The sequence below is a fragment of the Bifidobacterium saguinibicoloris genome, from assembly GCF_019331725.1.
In the GTDB taxonomy this organism is placed as follows: domain Bacteria; phylum Actinomycetota; class Actinomycetes; order Actinomycetales; family Bifidobacteriaceae; genus Bifidobacterium; species Bifidobacterium saguinibicoloris.
Genome location: NZ_JAHBBF010000011.1, coordinates 12,488 through 38,035 on the forward strand (window position 1 = coordinate 12,488; position 25,548 = coordinate 38,035).

Below are 25,548 nucleotides of genomic sequence, written 5' to 3' on the forward strand. Positions count from 1 at the left end.
GCCCAAACTATGGGGATTCACCATGCCATGCGTCCACCCTCCAAGTGGGTTCCCGCTCCCCGATTTTTCGCGGTTTCCTGTCTTCAGGCCGTATGTCTTCCCCCGCCATGTCCCCGTCCGTAACGGACAATTTTCACCATGCGGCCCATGTCCCGGCATGTCACGCGATTATGGTCCGCCATCGACGCCGTCATGATGCGCACCCCGTCACCCGCACACTGACGCTTGACGATGCCATTAGCAGACATTGGTATCATTTCATGCAAATCAAATCGGAAATCCAACGAAATCCTCTACGGAGGCTATCGATGTCTACTTCGACGACTTCCACGACTGATTACTACAGTACCCCGGCGAAATCCTCGACGAAGAATTCCTGCAGCCGCTTGGCATCAGCGATTCCGACTCACCAAAAGCATCGGCGTCAGTGAGACCGCGATCGGCGAAATCGTCAATGGGAAACGACGCATCACCACGGCGATGGCATGGGGGCTGTCCAAGGCCCTTGGCACCAGCCCGGAATTCTGGGCCAACCTGCAGACCGACTACGACCTGCTGACCTTCGACTCCAGTTCCCTGGGCGACATCCACCCACTCGTCGAGGCCTGAGCGGTATAAACCGGTTCTTCGCATTGTGGCGTGCAGGAGGGCGCGCGGTCTCATCGTGGCGGTCTCATCGTGGCGGTCTCATCATGTCAGAGCGGCACGCCCGATATGAATCACCACGGCACGTCACGCGCGCCGGGAATGGTACGCAACACACGATTGCGGCAGCCGAGGTGTTGCGTACCACCAATCCTGGGTACACGACGCGGTCTCCGGGGGCTTTCCGCATCATGTACCAATCGCTCTATGGGGGCGTGTCGCGCCGGATATTCCAAGAATGTTGGAATTCCAGCCTTTCCACGGAATCCGCGAATGGTACGTGAACCAATCAGGGACGGTTCGGGCGTCGTGTACCACAGGGCATTGGTACAAAACCATGCGGCACGCCGTCACGACATTGCGTACCACGAATTCCTGGTACGCACACATATTCCGAGACTGTTTCGTATTGCATCCCAATGACGCCCGCCGCCGAGACGGGAGACAGCACCGACCAATCCGGACAACACATCCGAACCACCCCACCAGCCACACGCCACAATGCGAAGAACCCATGAACCGAACCATGCGGCTGTTGGCCAGCCGAACCTCACCGGCATTTCAGTGGTATGCATATGACGGCCGGGACGCCCAACCAGTGTCCGCCGGACAACATCCGATTCCGGAATACGGAGGTTGTCCGGCACCGCTTTGTGCCGGATAACCACAGAAAACCCGATTCCCGCGTTACCCGGCACCACCCCGTGCCGGACAACACGAATCCGCGCCACCCCGGAGTTATCCGGCACGACATCGACCGGCCCGAACCCTGCCGAACCCCGCCGCCAGCCCGGATACGCGAGAGGCCGGAACCCGAAGGTTCCGGCCTCTCGAACGTGGAGCGGGCGACGGGAATCGAACCCGCGTAATCAGTTTGGAAGACTGAGGCTCTACCATTGAGCTACGCCCGCGTGCCGCCTCGCCGCTCGCCCGGGCAACGCTTCCAGCACACATGCCGCGGGTTCGCAATCGAAACAACTCGAGCCATTATACACAACCCCGCGCCCGCACCTCCCCGCGCGTCGCGGACGCGGCAGACGCGACGGGCGTCGCACCATCGGCCGGCTCAGGCCGGCAGCACGCCCACGTCGGCGGTGCGCACCACATGCATCGCACCATCATCGGAACGCAGCGTCAACGACGCGTCGTCGTTCAACGCGATCGCCTCGCCCACCAACTCACGCCCGTCGACGAAATGCGCGACGGCGCGACGGCCCAACGTGACGCAGCACGACGCCGCCTCACGCCGCAACGCGGCGGCCTCGCCGTGCGGATCGGCCGTGAACGCGGCAAGCCGGCGACGCAGCGCGGCGACGGTGCCCGCCGCGATCATGTCGCGCATCGCATCGCCCTCGGGCAACGGACCATAGTGCAGCTGCAGCGACGTGGCCTGCGCCGTGGGCAGCCGATCCGCGGGCACGGCGAGGTTCAGGCCGACGCCGAACACGATGGCCACGTCGGCGGGCGAACCGGACGCGGGAGAACCAGACACGGGCGAGCCGGACGCGACACCTGGCAAGGCATCAGACGCGACGCCGGACACGGTTTCGGACGCGCGCCGCTCCTCCGGCAGCGGCACGAGTTCGGCGAGGATGCCGCCGAGCTTCCGGTCGCCTACGAAGATGTCGTTCGGCCACTTGAGTCCAAGTCGGTCGGCGACGACGACGTCTCCGGAAACGGGAACGGACTTGCCCCCGGCGACGGCATCGCCGTCGGCTTCGGCATCGGCGTGCAGCGGACGGGCGCCCGCCCGCTGCAACGCGGCCCGCAGGCCGTCGAGCGTGGCGAGACCGGCGATCATCTGCAGCCAGCCGTTCACGGTTTCGTCGCGGGCGACGTCGTACGGCACGCGCACCACGTACGACACGGTGGACGACTCCCCCGCGCCACTCACCCACGTGTGGTCGAGTCGGCCGCGGCCTGCGGTCTGGCGGTCTGTCGCCACGACGTTCACGGACGGCGCCACGCCCATGCGTGACGTCTCGTCGTCCACGGCGAGCGCGGCGGACGCGACGAGCCGACGCGCTAACGTGTTCGTCGAGCCGGTCTCGTCGACGAACGCCACGCGTCGGGCCGCGGCCGTCGTGCGCGGCATGCGTTTCGACGCGGCCGTCCAGTCGATGCCGTCGTGTCCGTTGCCGTCGTACGCACCACCGTCGCGGACGATGCCGTCCGACGTTATGCCGTGTTCGTTTTCCTTACGATGATCTTCACGAGGCTCTTCCATACCCCACGACCGTACGCCGCGACGGGCGGAAAGTACAACCGGCGACCAGGCCGCCGGGCGACGGACCGCGCCCGTCGGACGCAGGATGCAGAACCCGCCCGCCGACCGCACGTCACTCGTGCGCGACGACCACCTGCGAGCCGTACGGCTCGAGCGCGATCTCACGCGGCAGCGGCACGCCGTCGATGCTGTCGAGCACCGCGGTCTCGTCGGAATCACGGAAGTTGAACACGCCCACCACCACGCGGGAGCCGGACTTGCGGACCACGGCGAGCACGCCGTCGTCGTGCGCGTTCCACGTGGTGACCCAGGCGTCGGGCGCGAAGCACGGGTCGTGGCGCATCGCGCGCAGATCCTCCATGCCCTCCCACAGACGGTTCTGCAGCGTGCCGGACTTCTCGCGCAGCGCGGCCTTCGACCAGTCGAACGGGCTGCGGTGCAGGTTGCGGCTGTCCTCGATGCGGTCCGGATCCTCCTTGTACTCCCAGCCGTTCAACTGGCCGATCTCGTCGCCGCAGTTGAGCATCGGGAAGCCGCGCAGGAACGCGCACGCACGATGCATGAGCAGGTCGCGCCTGACGGACTTCTCATAGGCGACATGGTCGTGCGTGATGAGCGCCTTCTCCACGCCGCACAGGGACGCGGTGGTGCCGCAGCTGCGCGCGTCGCCGGTGGCGGCGTCGTAGTTGTACAGCTCGCCCATCGACCAGCTGCCGGGCGTGCAGCCCTCGTAGAAGTGGTAGAGGTACTGCTTGTGCAGGAACGGGTCGATGCCGAGGCGACGCTCCTCATCCTCGTCGAGACCCCAGCCGATGTCGTCATGGCAGCGCAGATAGTTCACGAACCAGCAGTTCTCCGGCAGGGCGTTGAGCTTGTCGAGCTGCGCGGCGAGCAGACGCGTGTCGCCGGTGGCGAGCGCGCCCCACAGGTTCACCATGATGGACACGTTGTACAGCATGTGGCATTCGGGATGCTCCGGGGTGCCGAAGTAGGCGGCGAGCTCCTTCGGCGCCATGACCACCTCGCCCTTGAGCACCACGGCCGGGCAGACCACCTCGAGCATGATGCGCATCATGCGCACGATGGTGTGCACCTCGGGCAGATTGCGGCAGTTGGTGCCGAGCTGCTTCCAGATGTACGGCACGGCGTCGATGCGGAACACCTCCACGCCCAGGTTGGCGAGATGCATGACCGAGGTCATCATGGCGGTGAACACCTTGGGATTGCGGTAGTTCAGATCCCACTGGAACGGGTAGAACTGGGTCATGACCCACTTGTGCATCTTCTCGTTCCACGTGAAGTTGCCGGGCGCGGTGTTCGGGAAGACCTGGGGGACGTGCGCGTCGTACTCGTCGGGCACGGTGCGATCGTCATAGCAGAAGTAGTAGTCCTGATATTCGGGGTCGCCGGCCTGGGCCGCCTTGGCCCAACGGTGGGTGGAGGCGGTGTGGTTCATCACGAAGTCGAGGCAGAGGCTGATGCCCGCCTTGCGCAGCTTGGCGGTGAGGTCGGCGAGGTCCTGGTTGGTGCCGAGCTTCGGGTCCACGGCGTCGAAGTCCTGCACGGCGTAGCCGCCGTCGTTGTTCGGATGTGGCATGTCGAGCAGCGGCATGAGGTGCAGGTAGGTGAGCTTCTGCTCCTTCAGGTAGTCGATCTTGCCGGCGAGCTTCTTCAGATCCCCGGCGAAGAGGTCGGTGTACATGGTCATGCCGAACATGTCGCCGCGCTTGTACCACTCGGGGTCCTGTTCGCGGGCGCGGTCAAGGGCCTTGAGGTCGGCGGGGCGCATGGCGTGAGCGGCGGCCATGGCGCTTTCGAAGACGCCGAGCTCCTCGCTGTCGCCGTAAAGGGAGCGGAACAGGCCTTCGAGCTCCTCGCGGTGGCGGGCGAAGCGCTCGTTATAGATGCCACGTTCGGCGGGGTCGTAGGTGGAGGGGGCGGCGGGTGCAGTCTCCACGGAGACGTCCGCGTGCGCGGTTTCCTTGTGCGCGGTGCGACGATGCGTGCGGTTGGTGTGATGCGAGGCCATCTTCAGACTCCTTCTTCGGCGTTCCTGCTTGTCATGCCGTTCGACTGTTCGGCTATGGCGACCGTTCGTTGTCGCGGTGCGTTGCGTCCAGTGTATGCGCGTGCGATTCACGTCTCAAACCGGTTCGATACCGGCGTGTCGAACCGTTTCGATATGTGCCGCGCCATCGACGCCGCGACAAACGGACGCCGAACAACTCCCGGCGGCCGAAAACCGCGGCGCGACCACAGCCACCGCGACAAACGGACGCACAGAATTAGCCAGCGGTCGAAAACCGCAACAACCGGATAGGCATCGCGACAATCGGCCGTCAAGAACCAGCCAGCGACCGAACGCCGCGGAACAGGGATAGGTACCGCGACAAACGGCCGCCCAGCAACTCCCAGAGACCGAGAATCGCGAGACAGAGATACTTACCGCGGCAATCGGCCCCGCAGAGCTAGTCAGCGGCCGATAATCGCAGAAACCCCATAATCACCGCGACAATCGGCCGCTAAGAACCAGCCAGCGGCCGAACGCCGCGGAACAGGGGCAACCACCGCGACAAACGGCCGCCAGGAGAAAACCAGAAGCCGATAATCGCGGAACAGAGACACCTACCGCAACAATCGGCCCCTCGAAGCTCATCAGCGGCCGAACGCCGCGGAACAGGGGCAACCACCGCGACAAACGGCCGCTCAGTGACTTCCAGCGGCCGAAAATCGCGGGAACCCCATAGCCACCGCGACTATCGGCCCCCGAGAAAGACTCAGCGGCCGATAATCGCGGAACAGAGATGCCCACCGCGGCAATCGGCCGCTGAACAACTCCCAGCGGCCGAAAATCGCGGAACAGGGATAGGTACCGCGACAATCGGCCCACAGAGTTCACCGGCAGCCGAAAATCGCGGAAAGCGGGTCAACGGGAGCAGAGCATGGCGACGGCAGAGGCGACGGGACCGTCGTGACTCAATGAGATATGCCAGATCGGACCGGAAGCCGCCGCGGACACGGTCATACGCTCAGCCGCGGGCGCAGCGGAGGCGGCGGCCATCATCGCAGCCGGAGTCGGCGTCGCCTCGGACGCGGAAACGGAAACGGACGACGGACCGCCTGCAACGGGCGGCAGGGAGGAACGCAGCGCGGCCTCGACGTCGGCGCGCAGATCCACATGGGGCACGCCGCGCGAATCGTCGAGGATCTCGACGCCGGCCCACGGGAAATCATCGAGCGTGTACGGCAGCGGCATCTCCCCCAGCGCCTCGCACCACGCCTTGAGCACCGCCTCCTTGCCGGCCCAGCGCGCGGCGAGATGCACGGCCTCGCCGTCGTTCTTGAGACGGGCGCGCGTCACGGCCTGCCGCACCTCGCGCACCGAGAACAGGTTCCTCATGCGCGAGCCCGGTTCGGCGAGCTGTTCGCCGAACGCCGCCACATCGACCACGTCATGTCCCAACCCCAATACGGACATACCCCACGCACCTCGCATCCCATCGGTCCGATCATCGCATGACACCACTGTATTGCGCCCCGGCCACCGCACCGGCATCCACTTCCGGCAGCCACGCATCAATCGGATGTCGGCACCATATCAACTCAGTCCCACCAGAGGCGGATCGCCGACCACAGGCAACCGCAGGTCCGCCGGCATGTTGGATACGAATCACGGATCGACGGCGGGTCGGCCGCCGACCAGCCGCACCGCCGGCGCACCGGACGAACGTCAGCCACACGTCAACCGGACGTCGAACATGCGCGAACGAACGCCCATCGACATACACGATTGACGAAAACGTCAAACAGTCAAAATGTTGACCTCTCTACGAAACAGTCAAAAACGGTGTAAATCCTAGCGACACACCGCATCAACCATTCGTTGAAGTCAAACGTTTGACGTCTTAACTTGGTTAACACAAGCCGACGAAGGCTGGAGAGAGCACCACTGGAGCAACCAAGGGAGGAGGAGCCATGGTCACGATGAAGCAGATCGCCAAACGCGCCAACGTCTCCATCTCCACCGTCTCCCTCGTCCTCAACAACCGTGACGCCGGCCGCGTCAGCCCGGACGTCGCCGCCCGCGTCCGCGACATCGCCGCAACCCTCGGCTACCGCACCAACCGCCTCGCCAGCGGGCTGCGCACCAACCGCACCCGCATCATCGGCCTGCTCAGCGACGAAGTGGCCACCACGCCCTTCGCCGGCAGGCTCATCGAAGGCGCGCAGGACGCGGCCCGTGCGCTCGGCTACATGCTGCTCACCGTGGGCGTCAACGGCGGCCCCGCCGGCGCCGACCGCGAGATCGTCGCCCTGCGCCAGTACGGCGCGGACGGCTTCGTGTACGCGCGCATGTACAACCAGCAGACCATCCTGCCGCAGTCGCTGGAGGGATGTCCGGTCGTCGTGGCGGACTCCACCGACGCCACCGGCGAAGCCCCCAGCATCGTCCCGGACGAGCACAGCATCGGCTTCAAGGCCACAAGCCACCTCATCGAGGCCGGATGCAAGCGCATCGCCTACGTGGGCACCGTCTACAACATGGTCGCCCAGCCGGGGCGCGTGTCCGGATACATGGACGCTCTCGCCAAGCACGGCATCGCGTTCGACCCGGAGATCATGGTCAACGTCGAATCCGGCAGCGACGCCGCCGCACGGATGCCCTCCTTCTTCGACAGGCATCCCGACGTCGACGGCTTCTTCTGCTTCAACGACACCCGCGCCTGGTGCATCTACACGGAAGCCATGCGGCGCGGACTGGCCATCGGATCGGACATCGCGGTGGTCGGCGTCGACAACCACCAGGTCATCGCCGAAACGCTCGACCCGCCCCTGTCCACCGTGGAGCTGCCGCACTACGAGATGGGCTACTGGGCCGTCGGCAAACTCGTCTCGATGATCGAAGGCGAGCAGGTCGACCCGTTCCCACGCAACAGATACCCGGTGGACCGCGTGCCCCCGCCCCCGCTGACCGACCACACCGCCAAACTCGACTGCAAGCTGATCGTCAAGCAATCCTGGGTGAGGCCGCGCAAACCGTAGCCGCATCCACACCACAAGCCACGCCCCACAAACCGCGAACCACGTCCCCGCCCGCACCGCCGGCCCGCGACGCACCGCAGCGTAACGGACCGACCACCACCGACCACCACCCCAGCAACCAGCCGACCAAGCCAACAACCACACAACCACCCACCAACAGACTTCACACGTACACCGCACGGACCGGCCTCAAACCGGTTCGACACTCAAGGAAGAAACAGGAAAAAGGAGGAGCATCATGCCCCATTCCATCAGGCGAACCGCCGTCAAGGCAATCGCCGCCGCACTCGCCCTGGCGGGCATCGCGACCGTCTCCGGTTGCGGCGAGGCGCAACGCGCCGCCGCCAAGGCCAACGCCAACGAAATCACCATCTGGACGCACACCGCAGGCTCCGAAGCCGAGCTCGCCGGCGTCCAGCAGATCATCAAGGACTACAACGCCAACCCGGACAAGAAGGCCACCGTCAAGCTCCAGTCCTTCCCGCAGAGCTCCTACAACGATTCGGTGATCTCCGCCTCCTCCGCCGGCAACCTGCCGTGCCTGGTGGACGTGGACCAGCCGAACACCCCGTACTGGGCCTGGGCGAACATCCTCGCCCCGCTCGACGACGAGGCGCTCCTCAAGCGCACCAAGGACCTCATCCCCTCCGCCACCGGCAAGTGGAACAACACGACGTACACCGTCGGCTACTTCGACGCCACCATCGCCCTGTTCGCCCGCAAGTCCGTGCTGAACAAGCTCGGCATCCGCATCGCCACCGTGGACAAGCCGTGGACCAAGGCCGAGATGGACGACGCGCTCGCCAAGCTCAAGGCCACCGGCGAATGGACCTACCCGTTCGAGATCGGCACCGCCGACAACAAGAGCGAGTGGTACGCCTACGCGTACGCGCCGATCCTGCAGTCCTTCGGCGGCGACCTCGTCAACCGCAAGGACTACCAGAGCGCCGACGGCGTGCTCAACGGCAAGGAAGGCAAGGCGTTCGCCCACTGGATGCGCGACCTCGTCGACAAGGGCTACATCTCCTCCAAGGGCGGCTCCGACACCGCGCTCGACTTCGTGAACAACAAGTCCGGCCTGCTCTACGGCGGCATCTGGTCGATGAGCACCTTCCAGAAGTACGCCAAGGACTACAAGGACATCGTCGTCATGCCGATGACCGACTTCGGCCACGGCTCCGTCACCGGCGGCGGCTCCTGGACGGTGGGCATGACCACCACCTGCGCCAACAAGGAGGCCGCACAGGACTACATCCGCTTCTCGCTGCAGGACAAGTACATCGCGAACATGGCGAGCGCCGGCATGAACATCCCGACCACCAAGGCCGCGCAGCAGCTGGTCAAGCCGTTCGCCAAGGGCGGCGACATGCAGATCTTCACCGAGATCTCCGAGAAGTACGTGAAGATGCGCCCCGAGACCCCGGCCTACAACTTCATCTCCACCGAGTTCCGCAAGACCATCGGCGACATCATGAACGGCGCCGACGTGGACACGTGGCTCGACAAGGCCGTCAACCATATCGACGGCAACATCCAGGGCGCTGACGGATACAGGAAGAACTGAGAGGACCCATCATGACCAACGCAACCGCACCCGTCGCCAAGTCCACACGCACCGCCGAGCAGCGGCATGAGAACGCCGTCGGCTGGGGCATGATCCTCCCCGCGGCCATCCTGCTGCTCCTGTTCATCGGCATCCCGGTGCTGCTGGCCTTCGGCCTGGCGTTCACCAACGCCCGCACCATCAGCCCGAACCCCACCCGGTTCATCGGCGTCGAGAACTTCACCCGACTGTTCTCCGACCCCACCTTCTGGCATGCGCTGCGCAACGTGGCCGTGTTCGCCGTGGTGGTCGTGCCCGTCCAGGCCGGTCTGGGCCTGCTGCTCGCCGTGCTCATCAACAAGCAGGTGCGCTCCTCCGTGTTCTTCCGCACGGTCTACTTCCTGCCCGTGGTGACCTCCATGGTGGTCGTCTCCCTGCTGTGGATGTTCATCTACCAGAACGACGGCATGCTCAACCAGGTCATGGCCAAGCTCACCTTCGGCCACTGGCAGGCCGTGGACTGGCTCAACAACCCGAAGACCGCGATGGCCGCGATCATCGTCATGTCCATCTGGCAGGCCGTGGGCCAGCACATGCTCATCTGGCTGTCCGGCCTGCAGACCATCCCGGGCGAGCTGTACGAGGCCGCCGAGCTCGACGGCTGCAGCGCCTGGGAGCAGTTCAAGAACGTGACCTGGCCGTGCCTGCGCTCCACGCGCAACATGATCCTCATCACCATCACCATCGCCGCGATGAGCCTGTTCACCCAGATCAACGTCATGACGCAGGGCGGCCCGCGCGACTCCACCACCACCGTGGTGTTCGAGGCGGTGCGCTCCGGCTTCCAGCAGCAGGAGATGGGCTACGCCTCCGCGATCACGCTCGTGTTCTTCTGCATCATCATGATCATCACCGGCATCCAGCGCTACCTGACGCGCGAGAAGTGAACGGAAAGGAAAAGGGTTTCCAATGAGCAACGCAACCGCAACCACCGCGCATGACAAGCGCGCGGCCAAGGAGGCCAAGAAGGTCGCCTACAAGCACAACCGCCTGACCGTGGGCGGATGGATCGTGCGCATCCTGTTCGCCTGCCTGTTCGCCTTCCCGCTGATCTTCATGGTGGTCAGCTCGTTCAAGCCGGACGATGAGATCATGGCGGACCTGGGCTCGTTCAAGGCGTTCCTGCCGGTGGGCCACATCAGCCTCGACAACTACGCGCAGGTGTTCACCCGCGTGCCGGCCGCCACGTTCCTCATGAACTCGGTGATCATCACCCTGGTGACCGTGGTCCTCGGCGTCATCGTCAACTCGATGGCCGCGTTCGCCCTGCAGCGTCTCCAGGTGCGCGGCAAGAAGGTCATCTTCACCTTCATCCTCGCCACCCTCATGGTGCCGTTCGAAACGTACGCCATCCCGCTGCTGTGGTGGGTCAACCAGCTGCCGCGTCCGGCCGTCGACCAGTTCGGCCTGTACTTCACCCGCGGCTGGATCGACACGATGCCGGTGCAGATCGTCCCGTTCATCGCGAACGCGTTCTCCATCTACCTGTACATGCAGTACTTCGAGACGATTCCAAAGGACCTCGACGAGGCCGCCCGCGTGGACGGCGCCGGCTGGTTCCGCATCTACTCGCGCATCATCATGCCGCTGTCCGGCCCGGCCACCGCCACCGTGGTGATCCTGAGCTTCCTGCCGATGTGGAACCAGTACGTGTGGCCGCTCATGGTGGTGCAGTCCGAGAGCCTGCGCCCGGTGATGATCGGCGTGCAGTACTTCCAGCAGATGACCACCTCGTGGGGCCAGATCATGGCGTACAGCTCGCTGATCACCGTCCCGATCATCATCGTGTTCGTCATCTTCCAGAAGCAGTTCGTCAGCTCCATCGCCTCCTCCGGAGTCAAGGGCTGACGCGTCAAGCAAACAGCCCTGTGGGCTGTTTGCAGCGTCAGCCGAGCGGCGACAGCCGCGAGGAAACTACCAACCACTCACAATCCCCCGGGGAGGGGAGTCGCTTCGGGCCGCAGGTCCAGCGCCTCCTCCCCTCCCCGCCACACATACTCGCCGGATGGGTTCTTTCCCCTTTTTCACCCATCCGGCCTCATTCATATCCGCAACCGCTATATTGGCAACCGTCCGGCGATCGCCCGCCGACTCCCCCGGAACCATCCAACGGCCGCAGTTCCCGCCGGCACCGACCGCCACGAGCAGGTCGGCCCGTCCATGCAAAGGAGCATCAATGACCACCGTCACCACTTCCGCCACCGCCGCGCCGTCCGACGGCACCGTCATCGCCGCCGACGGCTACACGGCCTTCGAGGCGTTCGTCGCGTACGCCGGGGACGGCGACCGGCCGGGACTCCTGCGTCTGACCCCGATCGTGCCGGACGCCGACGCCGACGTCACCACCGCAACCGACGCCGCAACCACCACCGCTCCCCTCGAAGCGACCCTGACGCGCGAGGAGCGTCGCGGCCGCATCACCCTGCCCATCGATCCGGCCGCACGCTACACGCTGCACGTCGAGGGCCTCGAGCTGGGCTTCGCGTATCTCACCGGCGGCGACGACCTCATCGACCGCGGCATCCGCATCGTCACGCCGGACACGCGCGCCACGGCCTACCGTCCGGACGCGCATTTCGAGCCGGCGCAGCATTGGATGAACGATCCGAACGGCCTGTGCCGCTTCCAGGGCCGCTACCACCTCTTCTACCAGTTCAACCCGTACGGCTGGAACTGGGACGACATGCATTGGGGCCATGCGGTGAGCCGCGACCTCGTGCATTGGACCGACCTGCCGGTGGCGCTGCTGCCGCAGCCGGACCTCACGCGCGAGCCGGATCTGGCCGGCGGCGCGTTCTCCGGTTCGGCGGTGACCGTCGACGACGACGGCCGTATCGTGCCGGGCGACGAGGCGAGCGCGATCCGCGCGTATCTGACCCGTCATTGGGAGCGTCGCGGCGACCGCACGTCCGTCGTCGAGTTCCAGACGACGACGGTGAGCCGCGACGGTGTGACGTTCGGCCCGGAGACGGAGGCGATCCGCCGTCCCGTGGACGACATGGGCCTCGACTTCCGCGATCCGAAGCTTGACGACACGTTCCTCGACCCGTCCATGTCCTTCGTGGCGTCCGCTGTGACGCCCGCCACCACTTCCGCCGTCACCTCCTCCCCCGACACCCCCACCCCGGTCATCGTGGTGGCGACGAACCTGCCGTCCGACCAGGCGCCGGCGGCCGGCGAGCCCGGCTCCACGCCGCGTCCGGCGGAGGGCGACTACTGGTTCGGCGAAGGCGGGTTCGCCGCGGCCGGCGAGCAGACGCCGGACATGGCGCACACGCCCGCGCTGGCGCTGTTCCGCGCCGCCGACGGCCGTACGGACGCCGAGGCCTGGGAGTATGCGGGCCCGCTGCTGTTCGAGACGGGGCTCGCCGAATCGTTCACCTACGAGTGCCCGGACGTGTTCGGTCTGGACGGCTCCGCGGTGGCGGTGGGCTCGCTCATGCACCTGCATGACCGCACGGGCCGCTTCCAGCCGATCCGTTGGTACGCGGGTTCCGTCGAAAACACTCTCGAAAACGCGACCTCCCCGCGTCTGGCCGTGTCCGAGACCGGTTGGTGCGATTTCGGCTCCTGCTATTACGCCGTGCAGTCGTTCCGCGACCGTCATGTGGCAGAGGACGGCACGCCCGTGGACCGTCGCATCGCGATCGGCTGGCTGTGCGACTGGTTCGGCGTACGCATCGAGCGCGAGACCCATGCGAACGGCGTGATGAGCCTGCCGCGCGAGCTGCATGTGCGTGACGGCCGCATGGTCTCCCGTCCGGTGGACGAGGTCTATGACCTGCTCGTCGGCGACGTGCTCGCCGAGATCCCCGCCGAAGGCATCGACCCGCGCCGGCCCGTGGTCGTCGACGCGCCGCGCGGCGCGTACTACGCGGACATCCGCCTGACGCAGGACGCCGCAGACGCCGCGGAACAGCAGGGCGATCCGCTCTCCATGACGCTGGTCTCCGGCACGCGCACCCAGAAAGACGGCTCTGTCGTGCCGGCGTTCCTGAACCTCACGTGCGACGGCGAGCGCGTGCACCTGACCACCGCCGGCCTGCCCACGGACGGCTTCGACTACGTGTCCGCCACCGGCCGCGTGGAGCGCGTGGAGGTGTTCTACGACCGCGGTGTGGCCGAGGTGTTCGTCAACGATGGCGAGGATGCGGGCGCGATCCTCTTCGACTGCGACGGGATGGCCGACGACGGCTTCTCCTCGCCGCTCGTCGTGGAGCGTCTCGACGGCGAGGCCGTCGTCCGGGAACTGCACGGCATCCGCTGAGCGCCCGACCCATCCCAGCTATAAGGGGTACATCCGGTATCTCGCGGACATCCATCTGCGTTACAAGGGGTTGTTGACCGAAGTACAACGACCCCGGAACGGCGGAATGACGTTGCGGGAAAGCCGTCTTGCGGATGAGCGGCACCCCTCATAGAGCAGATAGAGCCCTGCAAGGCCACGAATGTACCCCTTGTAACACGGAAAGCCCTTCCGTGGTGGAACCTCCGCTGAGGATTCCACCACGGAAGGGCTTTCGTCATGCCTTGCGGCCCCGGGAGCCGGAACGGGAGCAGGCCTCGAAGTAGCCGGACGCGCCGAGACGGGCGTTCGGGTCGAGCAGCATGGCCTTCTCGACCTCGTGGGCGTCGTAGCGGCCACCTCCCGCGAGCCTCGTGCCGTCCTCGCGGAAGCGGCGGTTGTCGATTGGCTCGTACAGCGCGGCGCGGCCCATCATGCCCTCCTCGAGGCGGCGCTGGCCGGCGGCCAGACGCGCGTTGGCGCGTTCGCGCCACTCCTCCAGGGCCTCCGAGCCTTCGGTCTTCGCCACGGCGGCCTCGAACGCGCCCGGGTTGACGAGCGCGACGAAGCCGGAGACGTGCCCGAAGCCGAGCGACGTGGCGAGACCCGCCTTGACCGGACGCCCCTCCGCGACGCGGCCGAACGCGTCCTCGCCGCCGCCGATGCGCAGCGGCTTGCGGAGCCACACCATGTGGTCGTCCTTCGCAAGCTTCGGGTCGACGCAGTCGAGCGAGGCGTTCGCCGGGATGACGCCGGAGGCGAACAGCTGCGTGAGGCCGTTGACCTGGAAGACGCAGGCACCGCCCTTCGCATGGCCGGTGAGGGTCTTCTGCGAGATGACGAACAGCGGGTTGCCGTCGGTGCGGCCGATCGCGTGGGCGAGCGTGTTGTGCAGCTCGGACTCGTTCGGATCGTTCGCGTTGGTGGACGTGTCGTGCTTGGAGACCACGGCGATGTCGTCCGGCGTGACGCCGAGCTTGGCGAGGTCGTGGACCAGCTTCGAGTCGCGTCCGCCGAGGCCGGCGGCGAGCGCGCCGAGGCCCGGGGCCGGGATCGACGTGTGGGCGCCGTCCGCGTAGGAGTGGATGAAGCCGATGACGCCGGCGACCGGCAGGCCCAGCTTCAACGCGATGTCGCCACGCGTCAGCAGGATCGTGCCGCCGCCCTGGGATTCAAGGAACCCGCCGCGGCGACGGTCGTTCGCGCGGCTGAAGAAGCGCGCGTCGATGCCCTTGCCGTACATCTCGGCGGAGTTGGCGGTCGCGTTCATGTTGCCGAAGCCGATGACGGATTCGACGCCGATGTCGTCGATCGCGCCGGTGACGACGAAGTCGGCCTTGCCGAGCGCGATCTTGTCGGCGCCCTCCTCCAGCGACACCGCGGCGGTGGCGCAGGCGGAGACCGGCTGGATCATGTTGCCGTAGCCGCCGATGTAGCTCTGCATGACGTGTGCGGCGACGACGTTCGGCAGCGCCTCCTGGAGGATGTCGGTCGGGATCTCGTGGTTGAGGAACCGGTCGAGGTAGAGCTTGCGCATCGAGGCCATGCCGCCGAAGCCGGTGCCCTGCGTGCTCGCCACCAGCGAGGGGTGGATCGCCTGGAGGATCTCGGCCGGGTTGAATCCGGCGGACAGGTAGGCGTCCACGGTGGTGACGATGTTCCACAGCGCGATCTTGTCGACGTCGCCCACCATGGAGGCGGGGATGCCCCACTTGACCGGGTCGAAGCCCTTCGGGAACTGGCCGCCGACCGTGCGGGTCATGGCGGCGCGGCGCGGCACGCGGATCATTGAGCCGGCGTGGCGGGTCACGTTCCATTCGCCGGATTCGGCGTCCTTGGCGATGGACGTGTGGGCCTCGTCGAGCTTGACGTATTCGCGGGCGACCTGCTCGGTGGGCACGGAGAAGGTGACGTCGTGGTCAAGGTAGACCTCGGCCTCCTCCTCGTCGGCGCCGTCCTTGTAGTCGTTGCCCATGCCCTCTTCGAACGGGCGGATGCCGGAGCGGGCCACGACCTCGTCGTGGTAGCGTCCGGCGATGTCCTCCTCGGGCACGAGTTCGCCGTCGGTGTCGTACCAGCCGGGCTTGGGGCTGTCCTGCCAGGTGAGCAGGCCCATGTTCCACGCGAGTTCGAGCACGGCGCCGGCGTTGAGGTCGACGGTGCCGTCCGGGTGGATGCCGAGTTCGGCCTGGGCGCGCGTGCGGCCGGAACCCCACGGGCCGAGTTCGCCGACGGAGACGATGACGATCTCGTCCTCCGGGCGGGCGGTGACGCCGGTCCAGTCGTTCAGGTCGACGTGCGGCTGGTGCGGGACGTGCGGCGTGGGCAGGGCCTTGATGAGCGTCTCGTCCTTCGACGCGGCGTCGGTTTCGGTCTCCACCGTCGTTTCGGCCGCCTTCGCGGCGTCGGCCTCCGCCTCCGCCCTGAGCGCCTTGATGTCGATGGGCGTGTCGCCGAGTCCGCCGGTCAGGTCCACGTCGAGTGGCGCTTCGACGGCCGCCTTGCGCGCGTCCGCCGTGCACAGGTCGAGCAGTTTGGCGGCGATCTGTGCGGTGGAGTACGTGTGGATGCCGTGGCGTTCGACGACGGCGACGAGCGGGTCGTTGCCGCCCATGAGGCCGGTGCCGCGCACCCAGCCGATCTTCGGGTGGGCGAAGGTGACGCGGTTGGACCATGCGTCGCGTTCGGCGCGGGCGCGGTTGACGATCGCGTCGAAGGCCGACTTGACCTCGCCGTACGCGCCGTCGCCGCCGAAGCGGCCGCGGTTCGGGGAGCCGGGCAGGACCACGTGCAACTTGTGCTGCACGTCGGTGTCGGCGCCGATCTTCGACAGTCCGGCGATCGCACGCTCGACGCCCCACAGCATGAGGCGGGCCTGCGATTCGAACAGTTCGCCGGAATCGGCGAGCGTGCCGTGGACCGGCGGGGCGGCGAACGGGAAGAACAGGGTGGGTTCGTAGGCGGGCTTGAGGATGGTGGTGGTCGCGCCGTTCACCTTCTTCTGCACGTGGCCCACCCAGTCCGCGAGCGCGTCCACGTCGCGGAAGCTGGACAGGTTCGCGGGCACGAGCCAGAGCCTGGCGTTTCCGGCCGCGTGCGAACGGTACGCCTGCTTGGCCCACGCCTTGATGGACGGCTTGAAGCTGTGCGAGGTGGCGATGACGGTAGCGCCACCGGCGAGCAGGCCTTCGACCACCTGTGCGGCGATCGAGTTCGGGCTCACGCCGGTGACGACGGCCACGTCGCCCGCGAAGCGGGACGCGGTCTCATCGGCCGAGGCCGGTTCGAGGGCTTCGGCGGCGATGCGGGTGAACGCGTCGGCAAGGTTGACGAACGTGTCGTCGGTCTCGCCGGCCGGGACGAACACGTCGGTGACCGCGAACGAGTCTTCGTGGCGTCGCGACACTTGCGTAGCGAACCACTTGGCTTCGTCGGCGACGGCCTTGCCGAGGCCGACGAACGAGCCGTCGAGCGCGGCGGCGTCGTGCTCGTAGAACGCGCGGGCGAGGTCCTCGCGGGCGGAGGCCCAGCGGTCGTCGAAGAGGATGGCCTTGGAGGCGTCGAAGCGCGGTTCCACCTGCTTCGGCCAGTCGGAGCCGAGTTCGGCTTCGACGGCCGCGACCACGGCGGCGTTCCCGTCCTCGCCCGGCTCGGGGGCCGGGGCGGCCACCCCGAGCTCGTTCAGCACGAAGCGGGCGGTGGCGGCGAGCACGCCGTTGGAGCCGGTGACCTTCTCGGCGAACGCGTCGAGCGCGGCGGAGTCGACCACGGCGCCACCGGCCGAACCGCCGGCGGACGGCTTGGAGACCGGCACGCCCTTGGTCTGGCCGACGAGCGTCACGGCGTCGTCGATGAGCTGGTCGGCGGCGGCCGCGTTGGCGGCGGCGCCGGTGGGCAGCTTGGCGAGGTCGCCGCCGCGGGAGCTGGCGCCTTCGCGGGTGTCGAGCAGCAGCGCCGCGGTGGTGGCGGCCACCCAGCCTTCGCCGAGACCCCACACGCCGGTCACACGTTCGCGGATGTGCGCGGGCTTGACGCCGGCGGCGCCGAACAGGGCGCGCAGACGGTCGCGGATCGCCTCGGACAGAACCGGGCCGAACGGCTTGTAGTTCGGGGCCACCTTGTTGACGAGCGCGGCGAGCTGGTCGAGGGTCGCTTCGGCGGCGCCGTCCACGCTGGCCACGCCCAGTTCGGAGCTGATGTCCATGAGCAGCTGGTTGCGACGGGAGGAGACGCCGTTGGTGAGCGTGTCGGTGGTGTCGGACGCGCCGATCTGGTCGAGGCGCAGCTTGGCGGAGTAGGCCATGAGCACGCCGATCGCGTCGGACGCCTTGAACGGCAGGTCGGCCGCCGGACCGTTCGCCACGGAGCCATCCGCTTGGGCGGCGGCCGGAGCGACTGGAGCGGGGGCGGCGGCCGGAGCCGGAGCCGGAGCCGCAGCCGGCGCCGCCGGAGCGGCGGAACCGAGCTTGGCGACGGCGGAACCGCCGGCGGGCGCGGTCTCGGCCTTCGTGGCCGGAGCCGCGGATGCGGCCTCGGCGCTCTCCTCCGGCTCGTCGGGCACGAGGGAATCGGAGTCGGTCATGTACACGCGGCCTTCGTCTCGGCCCACGTTGTACACGGTGACGTCGGTGTTGGAGAACTCGGGCAGACGCAGGGTCTTGGCGCCGAGGTTCGCGAGGGTCGGGGCGTTGCCGAGGCCGACCTCCACGTACTCCTCCACGCCGAGCCCGCCCTGCGCGGCCTTGCGGAACAGCAGGGACTGGGTCTCGATCCAGCGCACCGGGGAGGCGAACTGCCAGGAGAGCAGTTCGGTGAGGAGCAGGCGGCCGAGTTTCTGGTCGTCGGCGGCGTAGGAGTCCCACACGGCCGGGTCGTCGAGCGCCTCCTTGATGCGCGTCGAGGGCACGACCTCGAGGATCTTCGCGGCGAACTCCTTGGTCATTTCGAACGGCGCGGCCACGAGGTTCGGGATGTAGCGGCCGACGAGGCGTCCGCGGTAGTCGATGTGCTGCGGGAGCAGCGCGTCGAGCTTGTCGCGGAACTCCGGCACGCCCTTGCGCAAGAGCGTGGAGTGGAACGGCACGTCGATGCCGGGCACGAGCATGAACGCCGGCTTGCCGCCCGCCTCCTTGGCGCGGCGGTTGGCGTCCGCCTGCAGGGCCTTGAGGCCGGCGATGGTGCCGGCGACCGCGTACTGCGCGCCGGCCAGGTTGTAGTTGACGATCTGCAGGAACTCGCCGCTCGCCTTGGCGACGCCCTCCACGTATTCGCGCACGTGCGCGTCGTCCACGCCGAACTGGTTCGGACGCAGCGCGCCCATGCGGTAGTTGGAGCGGCCCTGCGCGTCGCGTTCGATGAGGTGGTGCATGGTGGAGCCGCGGTGGAACACGAGCTCGAGCACGGTCTCCAGCGGGATCACGCCGGCGAACGCGGAGAGCGCGTTGTATTCGCCGAGCGAATGGCCGGCGAAGTAGGCGGGCCAGATGTCGCTGCCGGATTCGCGCAGTCGCGCGGTCTGGGCGAACGCCACGGTGGCGAGCGCCACCTGCGTGAACTGGGTGAGGTTGAGCAGGCCCTCCGGGTGGCGGTAGGTGACGCCGTTGGCGGTGAGCTCCTTCGGGTTATCGCGCACGAGGGCGATGATCGAGAAGCCGAGCTTGGCGCGGGTGAGCTTGTCGGCGCGCTCCCACACGTCGCGGGCGGCGGGCGACTTGGCGCGCTCGTCAAGGGCCATGCCCTGCTTCTGGATGCCTTGGCCGGGGTAGACGAACGCGGCCTTGGGGGCGCGCACGAGCGCGGTGCCGCGGGAGACGAGCTGGCCGTCGATGCGGCAGGTGACCTCGAGGGCCATGCCGCCGTGGTCGAGCTTGCCGACGCGTTCCACGGAAATCTCGACCTCATCGTTCAGCTGGACCATGCCGTACATGTTGTAGGTCCAGCCGGCGATCTCGTAGTGGGCGCCCTTGTCGTCGGTCGCCTGGACCGCGTGCTGTGCGGTGGCGGACAGCCACATGCCGTGCACGAGCGGCGCGGCGAGGCCGGAGATGGCGGCGCCCCGCTTGGAGGTGTGGATGGGGTTGAAGTCGCCGGAGGTGCGGGCGAACGCGGTCATGTCGTTCGGCGCGGTCACCTTGACGCGGCGCAGCAGGCGGCGCGGCGTGGGCAGGACCTTGGTCTCCTCTTCGCCGTCCTCCTCGGATGCGGTGGGGTGGGCGGCGAGCCAGTCGCCGTATTCCGGCGCTTCGGCCGGCAGCGCGTCGGAGTAGACGCGGCCGCGGATGGCGAAGCGTTCGGTCTCGCGGGCGAGCAGGGTGCCGTCGGCGGCGGTGTGGGTCACGTGGATGGTGACGACGCGTCCGGAGGCGGATTCGACGTAGTCCTCGGCCCACGATTCCAACGTGATGGTTTCGCCGACGTGCTTCAGCAGTTCGTCCTCGGTCTCCTCGAGTTCGATGAGGTGGTCGAGGTGGACGGCGTTGAGCAGGCCTTCGATGACCGGGTAGCCGTGGACGGACACGGAGCCGAGCGCCGCGTAGATGGCCGGCCATGCGGGGCCGACGAGCGCGTCGGGCGCGATGCGCGAGGCCCTCAGGGTTCCGGGCAGGGCGCCGCCGGTCGCGGCCTCGTGGTCGTAGCCGAGGTTCGCGGAGAGGGTGTAGTGGGCGTGCGCTTCGCCAAACGGACGCGAAGCGGCCGTTACATGCGAAGCGCGCGAGGAGGAGGACAGTCCGGTGGACTGTCCGACGACGGAGCCATCCGTTTCCTGTCCGGGCACCGTCTCGATCTCCGGCATCGCGACGAGCTTGTCGCCGGTGATGGCGGTGTTGCCGATGCCGGCGGTGGCGGCGAGCATCGCGTACACGTCGGGGATGAGGCGTTCGCGGTTGACGATCGGCATGCCGCCGGTGGCGTCCTTCGGCACGGTGAGCGGGATGACGATGTCGCGCACGGCGTGCTTGGACGTGCCGCCGTCCGGGTCGTCGTCCCAGTAGGTGTCGAGGTGGATGTCGAGGTCGTATTCGCCGTTCGTCTCGTCGACGGCGCGGATCTCGTAGTGCTTGTCGCCGAGGGCGGTGCCGTAGGCGGGGTTGTCGGTGACGTGGCCCACCCAGGAGATGTTCGGGGACTTGCGGATGTAGTCCTCGGCGCTGACGGCTTCGCCGAGCGTCGCATACAGCGGTTCGGCGGAGGTGGTTTCGGCGGAGTCCGCGGCGAGCGTCTTCGCGCGTTCGATGGCGGCGGTCTCGAAGCGGCCGAGGATGTCGGCCACCGGCTCGTCCACGGTGGTGATGCCGGCCACGGAGATCGGGCCGGGGATGACGCGCACGGAATCGGCGGAGTAGCGCGGGTCCTCGGACTGCCACAGCTGGTCCTGGCCCCACCAGCGCAGCAGGTCGTTGTCGATGACCGGCACGAACGGCATGGGCTTGGGGTATTCGCGCACGAGCACCGGGAACCAGGCCTCGTCGGCGGGGGTGACCTTGAGTTCGGCGGCCTGCGGGTACGCCTGCGCCAGCGCCTCCAGCGCGGGCGCCGGGTCGGCGATGACGTCGTCGCGCGTCACGTCGAGCTTCGAGGCGAACTTGCCGGAGTCGACGTCGGCGACGCGGGCCTCGATGCGGTGCAGCAGGTCGAGGAAGCGGTCGGCGTACGTGTCGTCGACCCACGGGTAGGCGAGGTCGGCGAAGCGCTGCGCCCACTGGAGGTAGGTCATGGTCTTGAGGTCGCCGAAGTACGGCTTGGCGGTCTTGTCGAGCGCGGCGATGATCTCGTCGCGGCGGGATTCGAGCTCCTCGGGGTGCTTCATGACGCGCACGAGCAGGCGGCCGCAGGCGGCGGAGGCATTCTCCACCTCGTAGATGTCGGCGTGCAGGTGGCTCAGGCCGGAGGCGACGCCGCCCACGGACTTGCCGGACGGCACCCACGTCTCGCCGGCCGGGCCGAACGGGTCGGTCTTGGCCGCGGCCGCGGCGGTCTCGGGCGTGATGCCGGGCGTGGCGACGAGCAGCTTCTTGACCTCGGGGCTGGTGTGCGCCTCCTTGGCGGTCATGACGGCGGTGCCGACGAGCACGCCGTCGACCGGCATGTCGGGCAGGCCGTAGGCGCGCGACCATTCGCCGGACAGGTAGTCGGCGGCGCGTTCGGGCGTGCCGATGCCGCCGCCGGCGACGAGCACGAGGTTCGCGCAGGCGCGCACCTCGGCGTACGTGGAGGTCAGCAGGTCGTCGAGCGACTCCCAGCTGTGGTGGCCGCCCGCGGCGCCTCCTTCGACCTGCATCAGGATGACGGTGGGGGCGACGGCCTTGGCGATGCGGATGACCTGGCGAATCTGGTCGACGGTGCCGGGCTTGAAGCTCACGTACGGCAGGCCGTCCTTCCGCAGCTGCGCGATGAGCGCGACGGCCTCGTCGAGTTCGGGCACGCCGGCGGAGACGACGACGCCGTCGATGGGGGCGCCGGACGCGCGCTTCTTCGGCACGATGCGGGTGGAGCCGAACTGGAGGTTCCACAGGTAGCGGTCCATGAACATCGCGTTGAATTCGACGGTGCGGCCCTCGTCGAGCAGCTCCTCGAGCTTGGCGACGTGACGGTCGAACACCTCGGCGGTGACCTGGCCGCCGCCGGCGAGCTCGGCCCAGTAGCCGGCGTTCGCGGCGGCCGCCACGATCTCCGGGTCCACGGTGGTGGGGGTCATGCCGGGCAGCAGCACCGGCGGCTTGCCGGTGAGTTCGGAGAACTTGGTGACGAGGCGGTCGCCGGCGGGCGTGTGGGCCACGCGCGGGGCGAACGTCTTCCAGTTCTGGGTGCGGGAGGGTTCCTCGGTGGCGGTGGACAGCGCGGCGCGTTCGGCCAGCGTGGAGGCTTCGACGACGCCCACGCCGGTGCCCTGCGCCACGTTGCCGATGAGCTTGCCGAGCGTGTTGCCCGGGCCAAGGTCCACGATCCACAGCGTGGAGGGGTCGTTGTCTTCGAGCGCGGCGCGCACGCGGGAGGCCCAGTCCACGTGGTTGAGGAGCACCTCCTCGGCGAGCGCGCGGGCGCGGTCGGCGTCGAAGCCGCACGTCTCCGCCCAGGCGACGGTCTGGTCGACGGCCGGCTTCATGAGCGGGGAGTGGAACGGCAGGGTCACGTCGAGGTATTCGAGGACGGGCGCGAACACGGCGCCGCCGCGCACCTTCCCTTCGCGCAGGGCGGCCTGCTTCCTGTGCTCCTTGGCGACTTCGACGGCGAAGGCGGCGAGGTCGTCCGGGAAGCCGGAGATGACGTGGTGGTCGGCGGAGTTGGTCACGGCGACGGCGATGGGCCCGCGCGGGTTGTTCACGCGTGCGGCGAGCAGGTCGACCTGTTCGCGGGTGGCGCCGCGCACGGACAGCATCGGCGTGGCTTCGCCGTGGCGCGGGTTGAGGGCGAGTTCGCGGGCGGCGCGCGTGCCGGCGGCGCCGATGAGGGCTGCGGTGGCGAGGATCTCGTCGATCTGGTCCGCGGCGGCTTCGATGGAGCCGGCGGCTTCGATGGCCTTGACCATGTGCACGGCGAGCACGCCCTGCGAGTGGCCGAGCACGGCGGCCGGCTTGGCGGCGGCCACGTCGTAGCCGAGGTGCTGCAGGTCGATGAGCGCGCCCAGCTGGGTGAGGGCGATGCCTTCGACGGAGGCGGTGGCGTCCGCGGCGGCGCCGAGGCGGGCCGGGTTCGGTTCGAAGCCGAACAGGTCGACGGGCCTGCCGGTGGTGGCGAGCAGGTCGGCGTTCACCGGGGTGAGCTTGGTCGCCGCGGCCTTGACGTGCGCGTGGAGCGCGTCGGCGAGGTCGGGGTCGGCGGTCTGGTCGGCGAGCGCGGACGGCCACGGCGTGGATTGTCCGGCGAAGGCGAGCGCGTGCGGCTCGCCGGCGGCCAGGCGGTTGAGGAAGAATGCGGTCATTGGTGTTCCTATCTGTGTGTATCTGTGTGTTGCGTTTCGGGTTGTTGCGTAGGTCTGTGGTTACGTTCCGTCATGCGGATGGCTCCGTCGGAGGACAGTCCACTGGACTGTCCTCCTCGCGCTGTGACCTGCCGAGCGGGTCACAATGGCTGGTTGCCATGGTGCTTGTCGACCGGCCTCACACGGCGTTTGCCGGCGAGGGTGGCGAGCGAGGAGGCGATCGCCTCGCGCGTCTGCTCGGGGTCGATCATCGCGTCGATCTGCCCGAGTTCGAGCGAGAGGTTCGCGTTGACGGTGGTGGATTCGTAGTCGGCGATGTACTTCGCGCGCAGCGCCTCCACGTCCCCGCCGGAGGCCTTGGCCTTGGCGAGGTCGTGGCGGTGGATGATGTTGACCGCGCCGGCGGCTCCGAGCACGGCGATCTGGGAGCTGGGCCAGGCGAAGTTCATGTCGGCGCCGATGGCCTTGGATCCCATCACGATGTATGCGCCGCCGAACGCCTTGCGCAGCACCACGGTGACGAGCGGCACCTGCGCGTTGGCGTACGCGTAGATGACCTTGGCGCCGCGACGGATGATGCCGGCGTGCTCCTGTTCGGCGCCGGGCTTGTAGCCGGGCGTGTCCACGAGGGTGATGACGGGCAGGTTGAACGCGTCGCACAGGCGCACGAAGCGCGCGATCTTCTCGGAGGAGTCGACGTCGAGGATGCCGGCGTTGACGTTCGGCTGGTTGGCGACGACGCCGACGGGGTGGCCGTCGATGCAGGCGAAGCCGACGAGCGCGGAGGCAGCGAACCGTTCGTGCACCTGCACGAATTCGCCGTAGTCGACGATGCAGCGGATCACGTCGATCATGTCGTAGGGCTGGCGGTCGTTGTCGGGCACGATGGCGGCGAGGCGCTTGGCGGTGTCGCGTTCGGCGCGGGTGGCGGCGTACGCGTAGACCGGCGGCTGTTCGCCGGCGTTGGACGGCAGGTAGGCGAGCACGGTGCGCGCGTAGTCGATGGCGTCGGATTCGTCCTCGCCGAGGTAGTGCGCGACGCCGGATTTCCGGCTGTGCACGTCGCCGCCGCCGAGGTCGGCCATGGAGATGGTCTCGCCGGTGGCGGCCTTGACCACGTCCGGTCCGGTGACGAACATGTTCGAGTTCTCGCGGGTCATGATGATGAGGTCGGTCAGGGCCGGGCAGTAGACGGCGCCGCCGGCGCAGGGGCCGAGGATGAGGGAGATCTGCGGGATGAAGCCGCTGGCCTCGCAGGTCTTGCGGAAGATGCGCCCGTATTGGGTGAGCGCGGCGACGCCCTCCTGGATGCGCGCGCCGCCGGAGTCGACGATGGCGACGACCGGGATCCGCAGGGCGATGGCCATGTCCATGAGGTGGCAGATCTTCTCGCCTTCGGCGGTGCCGAGCGTGCCGCCCTTGACGGAGAAGTCCTGCGCGTAGACGGCGACCTTGCGTCCGTAGACGAGGCCGAAGCCGGTGATGACGGCGGAGCCGGCCTTGCCGGCGTTGATGTCGCCGCCCTGGAAGCGTCCGATCTCCTCGAAGGTGCCGGCGTCGAACAGCAGGTCGAGGCGTTCGCGCGCGGTGCGCTTGTGCTTGGCGTGCTGCTTGTCGCGCGCGCGGTTCTCGGCGTCGCGCGCGAGTTCGGCGGCGCGGATGACGGCGGCGCGCAGCGGTTGGCGTCCGTTGGCGGCCGGCGCGGCGGTCGCCGCCGACGCCGAGGCCTCCGATTGTTTCACGCCGTGTTCCACGGCTCCGGCAGACCGTTCCACGCGCTGTTTCACGGCCTGCTGCACGGCGGGCATGTTCACGATGTCGGTCAT

General features: G+C 67.8%; 10 protein-coding genes, 1 tRNA gene and 2 pseudogenes. 6 read left to right on the forward strand and 7 right to left on the reverse strand.

Annotated features, from left to right (window positions below; translation table 11 throughout):
• The first annotated feature begins 231 nt into the window (after window positions 1-231).
• Window positions 232-609: a HigA family addiction module antitoxin gene (locus KIH78_RS07630; RefSeq protein WP_236034514.1), complete on the forward strand. Its 378-nt coding sequence runs from the start codon at window positions 232-234 to the stop codon at window positions 607-609.
• An 873-nt stretch (window positions 610-1,482) separates the two neighbouring features.
• Here the strand turns inward: KIH78_RS07630 and KIH78_RS07635 are convergent.
• The 4 genes from KIH78_RS07635 to KIH78_RS07650 form a co-directional block, all read right to left on the reverse strand.
• Window positions 1,483-1,556, reverse strand: a tRNA-Gly gene (locus KIH78_RS07635).
• Window positions 1,557-1,711: 155 nt separating this feature from the next.
• Window positions 1,712-2,872, reverse strand: coding sequence for a biotin--[acetyl-CoA-carboxylase] ligase (locus tag KIH78_RS07640; RefSeq protein WP_420830139.1), 1,161 nt, complete (start codon window positions 2,870-2,872; stop codon window positions 1,712-1,714).
• Between the two features lie 112 nt (window positions 2,873-2,984).
• Window positions 2,985-4,901, reverse strand: coding sequence for an alpha-amylase family protein (locus KIH78_RS07645; RefSeq protein WP_219131883.1), 1,917 nt, complete (start codon window positions 4,899-4,901; stop codon window positions 2,985-2,987).
• 897 nt (window positions 4,902-5,798) lie between these two features.
• Window positions 5,799-6,350, reverse strand: coding sequence for a holo-ACP synthase (locus tag KIH78_RS07650; RefSeq protein WP_219131884.1), 552 nt, complete (start codon window positions 6,348-6,350; stop codon window positions 5,799-5,801).
• A 497-nt stretch (window positions 6,351-6,847) separates the two neighbouring features.
• Here KIH78_RS07650 and KIH78_RS07655 point away from each other — a divergent pair, with 497 nt between their 5' ends.
• From KIH78_RS07655 to KIH78_RS07675, 5 genes are all read left to right on the forward strand, one after another.
• Window positions 6,848-7,915, forward strand: a complete 1,068-nt coding sequence (locus tag KIH78_RS07655; RefSeq protein WP_219131885.1) for a LacI family DNA-binding transcriptional regulator — start codon at window positions 6,848-6,850, stop codon at window positions 7,913-7,915.
• Window positions 7,916-8,153: 238 nt separating this feature from the next.
• Window positions 8,154-9,479 (forward strand): extracellular solute-binding protein, encoded by a 1,326-nt coding sequence (locus KIH78_RS07660; protein ID WP_219131886.1) that lies wholly within the window; start codon window positions 8,154-8,156, stop codon window positions 9,477-9,479.
• A gap of 11 nt (window positions 9,480-9,490) precedes the next feature.
• Window positions 9,491-10,405: a carbohydrate ABC transporter permease gene (locus tag KIH78_RS07665; RefSeq protein WP_219131887.1), complete on the forward strand. Its 915-nt coding sequence runs from the start codon at window positions 9,491-9,493 to the stop codon at window positions 10,403-10,405.
• A gap of 22 nt (window positions 10,406-10,427) precedes the next feature.
• On the forward strand, window positions 10,428-11,366 hold the full coding sequence (locus KIH78_RS07670; RefSeq protein ID WP_219131888.1) for a carbohydrate ABC transporter permease: 939 nt from the start codon (window positions 10,428-10,430) through the stop codon (window positions 11,364-11,366).
• A gap of 328 nt (window positions 11,367-11,694) precedes the next feature.
• Window positions 11,695-13,785, forward strand: a complete 2,091-nt coding sequence (locus KIH78_RS07675; RefSeq protein WP_219131889.1) for a glycoside hydrolase family protein — start codon at window positions 11,695-11,697, stop codon at window positions 13,783-13,785.
• Window positions 13,786-14,041: 256 nt separating this feature from the next.
• Here KIH78_RS07675 and KIH78_RS10885 read toward each other — a convergent pair.
• The 3 genes and pseudogenes from KIH78_RS10885 to KIH78_RS07685 all read right to left on the reverse strand — a co-directional run.
• Window positions 14,042-18,151 (reverse strand): annotated as a pseudogene (locus KIH78_RS10885) (beta-ketoacyl synthase N-terminal-like domain-containing protein); the annotation flags it as partial.
• A gap of 96 nt (window positions 18,152-18,247) precedes the next feature.
• Window positions 18,248-23,722, reverse strand: a pseudogene (locus tag KIH78_RS10890) (fatty acid synthase subunit beta domain-containing protein); the annotation flags it as partial.
• A 140-nt stretch (window positions 23,723-23,862) separates the two neighbouring features.
• Entirely contained in the window at window positions 23,863-25,548 is a 1,686-nt protein-coding gene (locus KIH78_RS07685) for an acyl-CoA carboxylase subunit beta (RefSeq protein WP_219131891.1), read from the reverse strand.

Excerpts from the sequence above, each read along its gene's own strand:
- KIH78_RS07660 (WP_219131886.1), top strand. The coding sequence starts at position 8,154 with ATGCCCCATTCCATCAGGCGAACCGCCGTCAAGGCAATCGCCGCCGCA.
- KIH78_RS07645 (WP_219131883.1), bottom strand. The coding sequence starts at position 4,901 with ATGGCCTCGCATCACACCAACCGCACGCATCGTCGCACCGCGCACAAG.
- KIH78_RS07640 (WP_420830139.1), bottom strand. The coding sequence starts at position 2,872 with ATGGAAGAGCCTCGTGAAGATCATCGTAAGGAAAACGAACACGGCATA.
- KIH78_RS07675 (WP_219131889.1), top strand. The coding sequence starts at position 11,695 with ATGACCACCGTCACCACTTCCGCCACCGCCGCGCCGTCCGACGGCACC.
- KIH78_RS07665 (WP_219131887.1), top strand. The coding sequence starts at position 9,491 with ATGACCAACGCAACCGCACCCGTCGCCAAGTCCACACGCACCGCCGAG.
- KIH78_RS07630 (WP_236034514.1), top strand. The coding sequence starts at position 232 with ATGCCATTAGCAGACATTGGTATCATTTCATGCAAATCAAATCGGAAA.
- KIH78_RS07655 (WP_219131885.1), top strand. The coding sequence starts at position 6,848 with ATGGTCACGATGAAGCAGATCGCCAAACGCGCCAACGTCTCCATCTCC.
- KIH78_RS07650 (WP_219131884.1), bottom strand. The coding sequence starts at position 6,350 with ATGTCCGTATTGGGGTTGGGACATGACGTGGTCGATGTGGCGGCGTTC.
- KIH78_RS07685 (WP_219131891.1), bottom strand. The coding sequence starts at position 25,548 with ATGACCGACATCGTGAACATGCCCGCCGTGCAGCAGGCCGTGAAACAG.
- KIH78_RS07670 (WP_219131888.1), top strand. The coding sequence starts at position 10,428 with ATGAGCAACGCAACCGCAACCACCGCGCATGACAAGCGCGCGGCCAAG.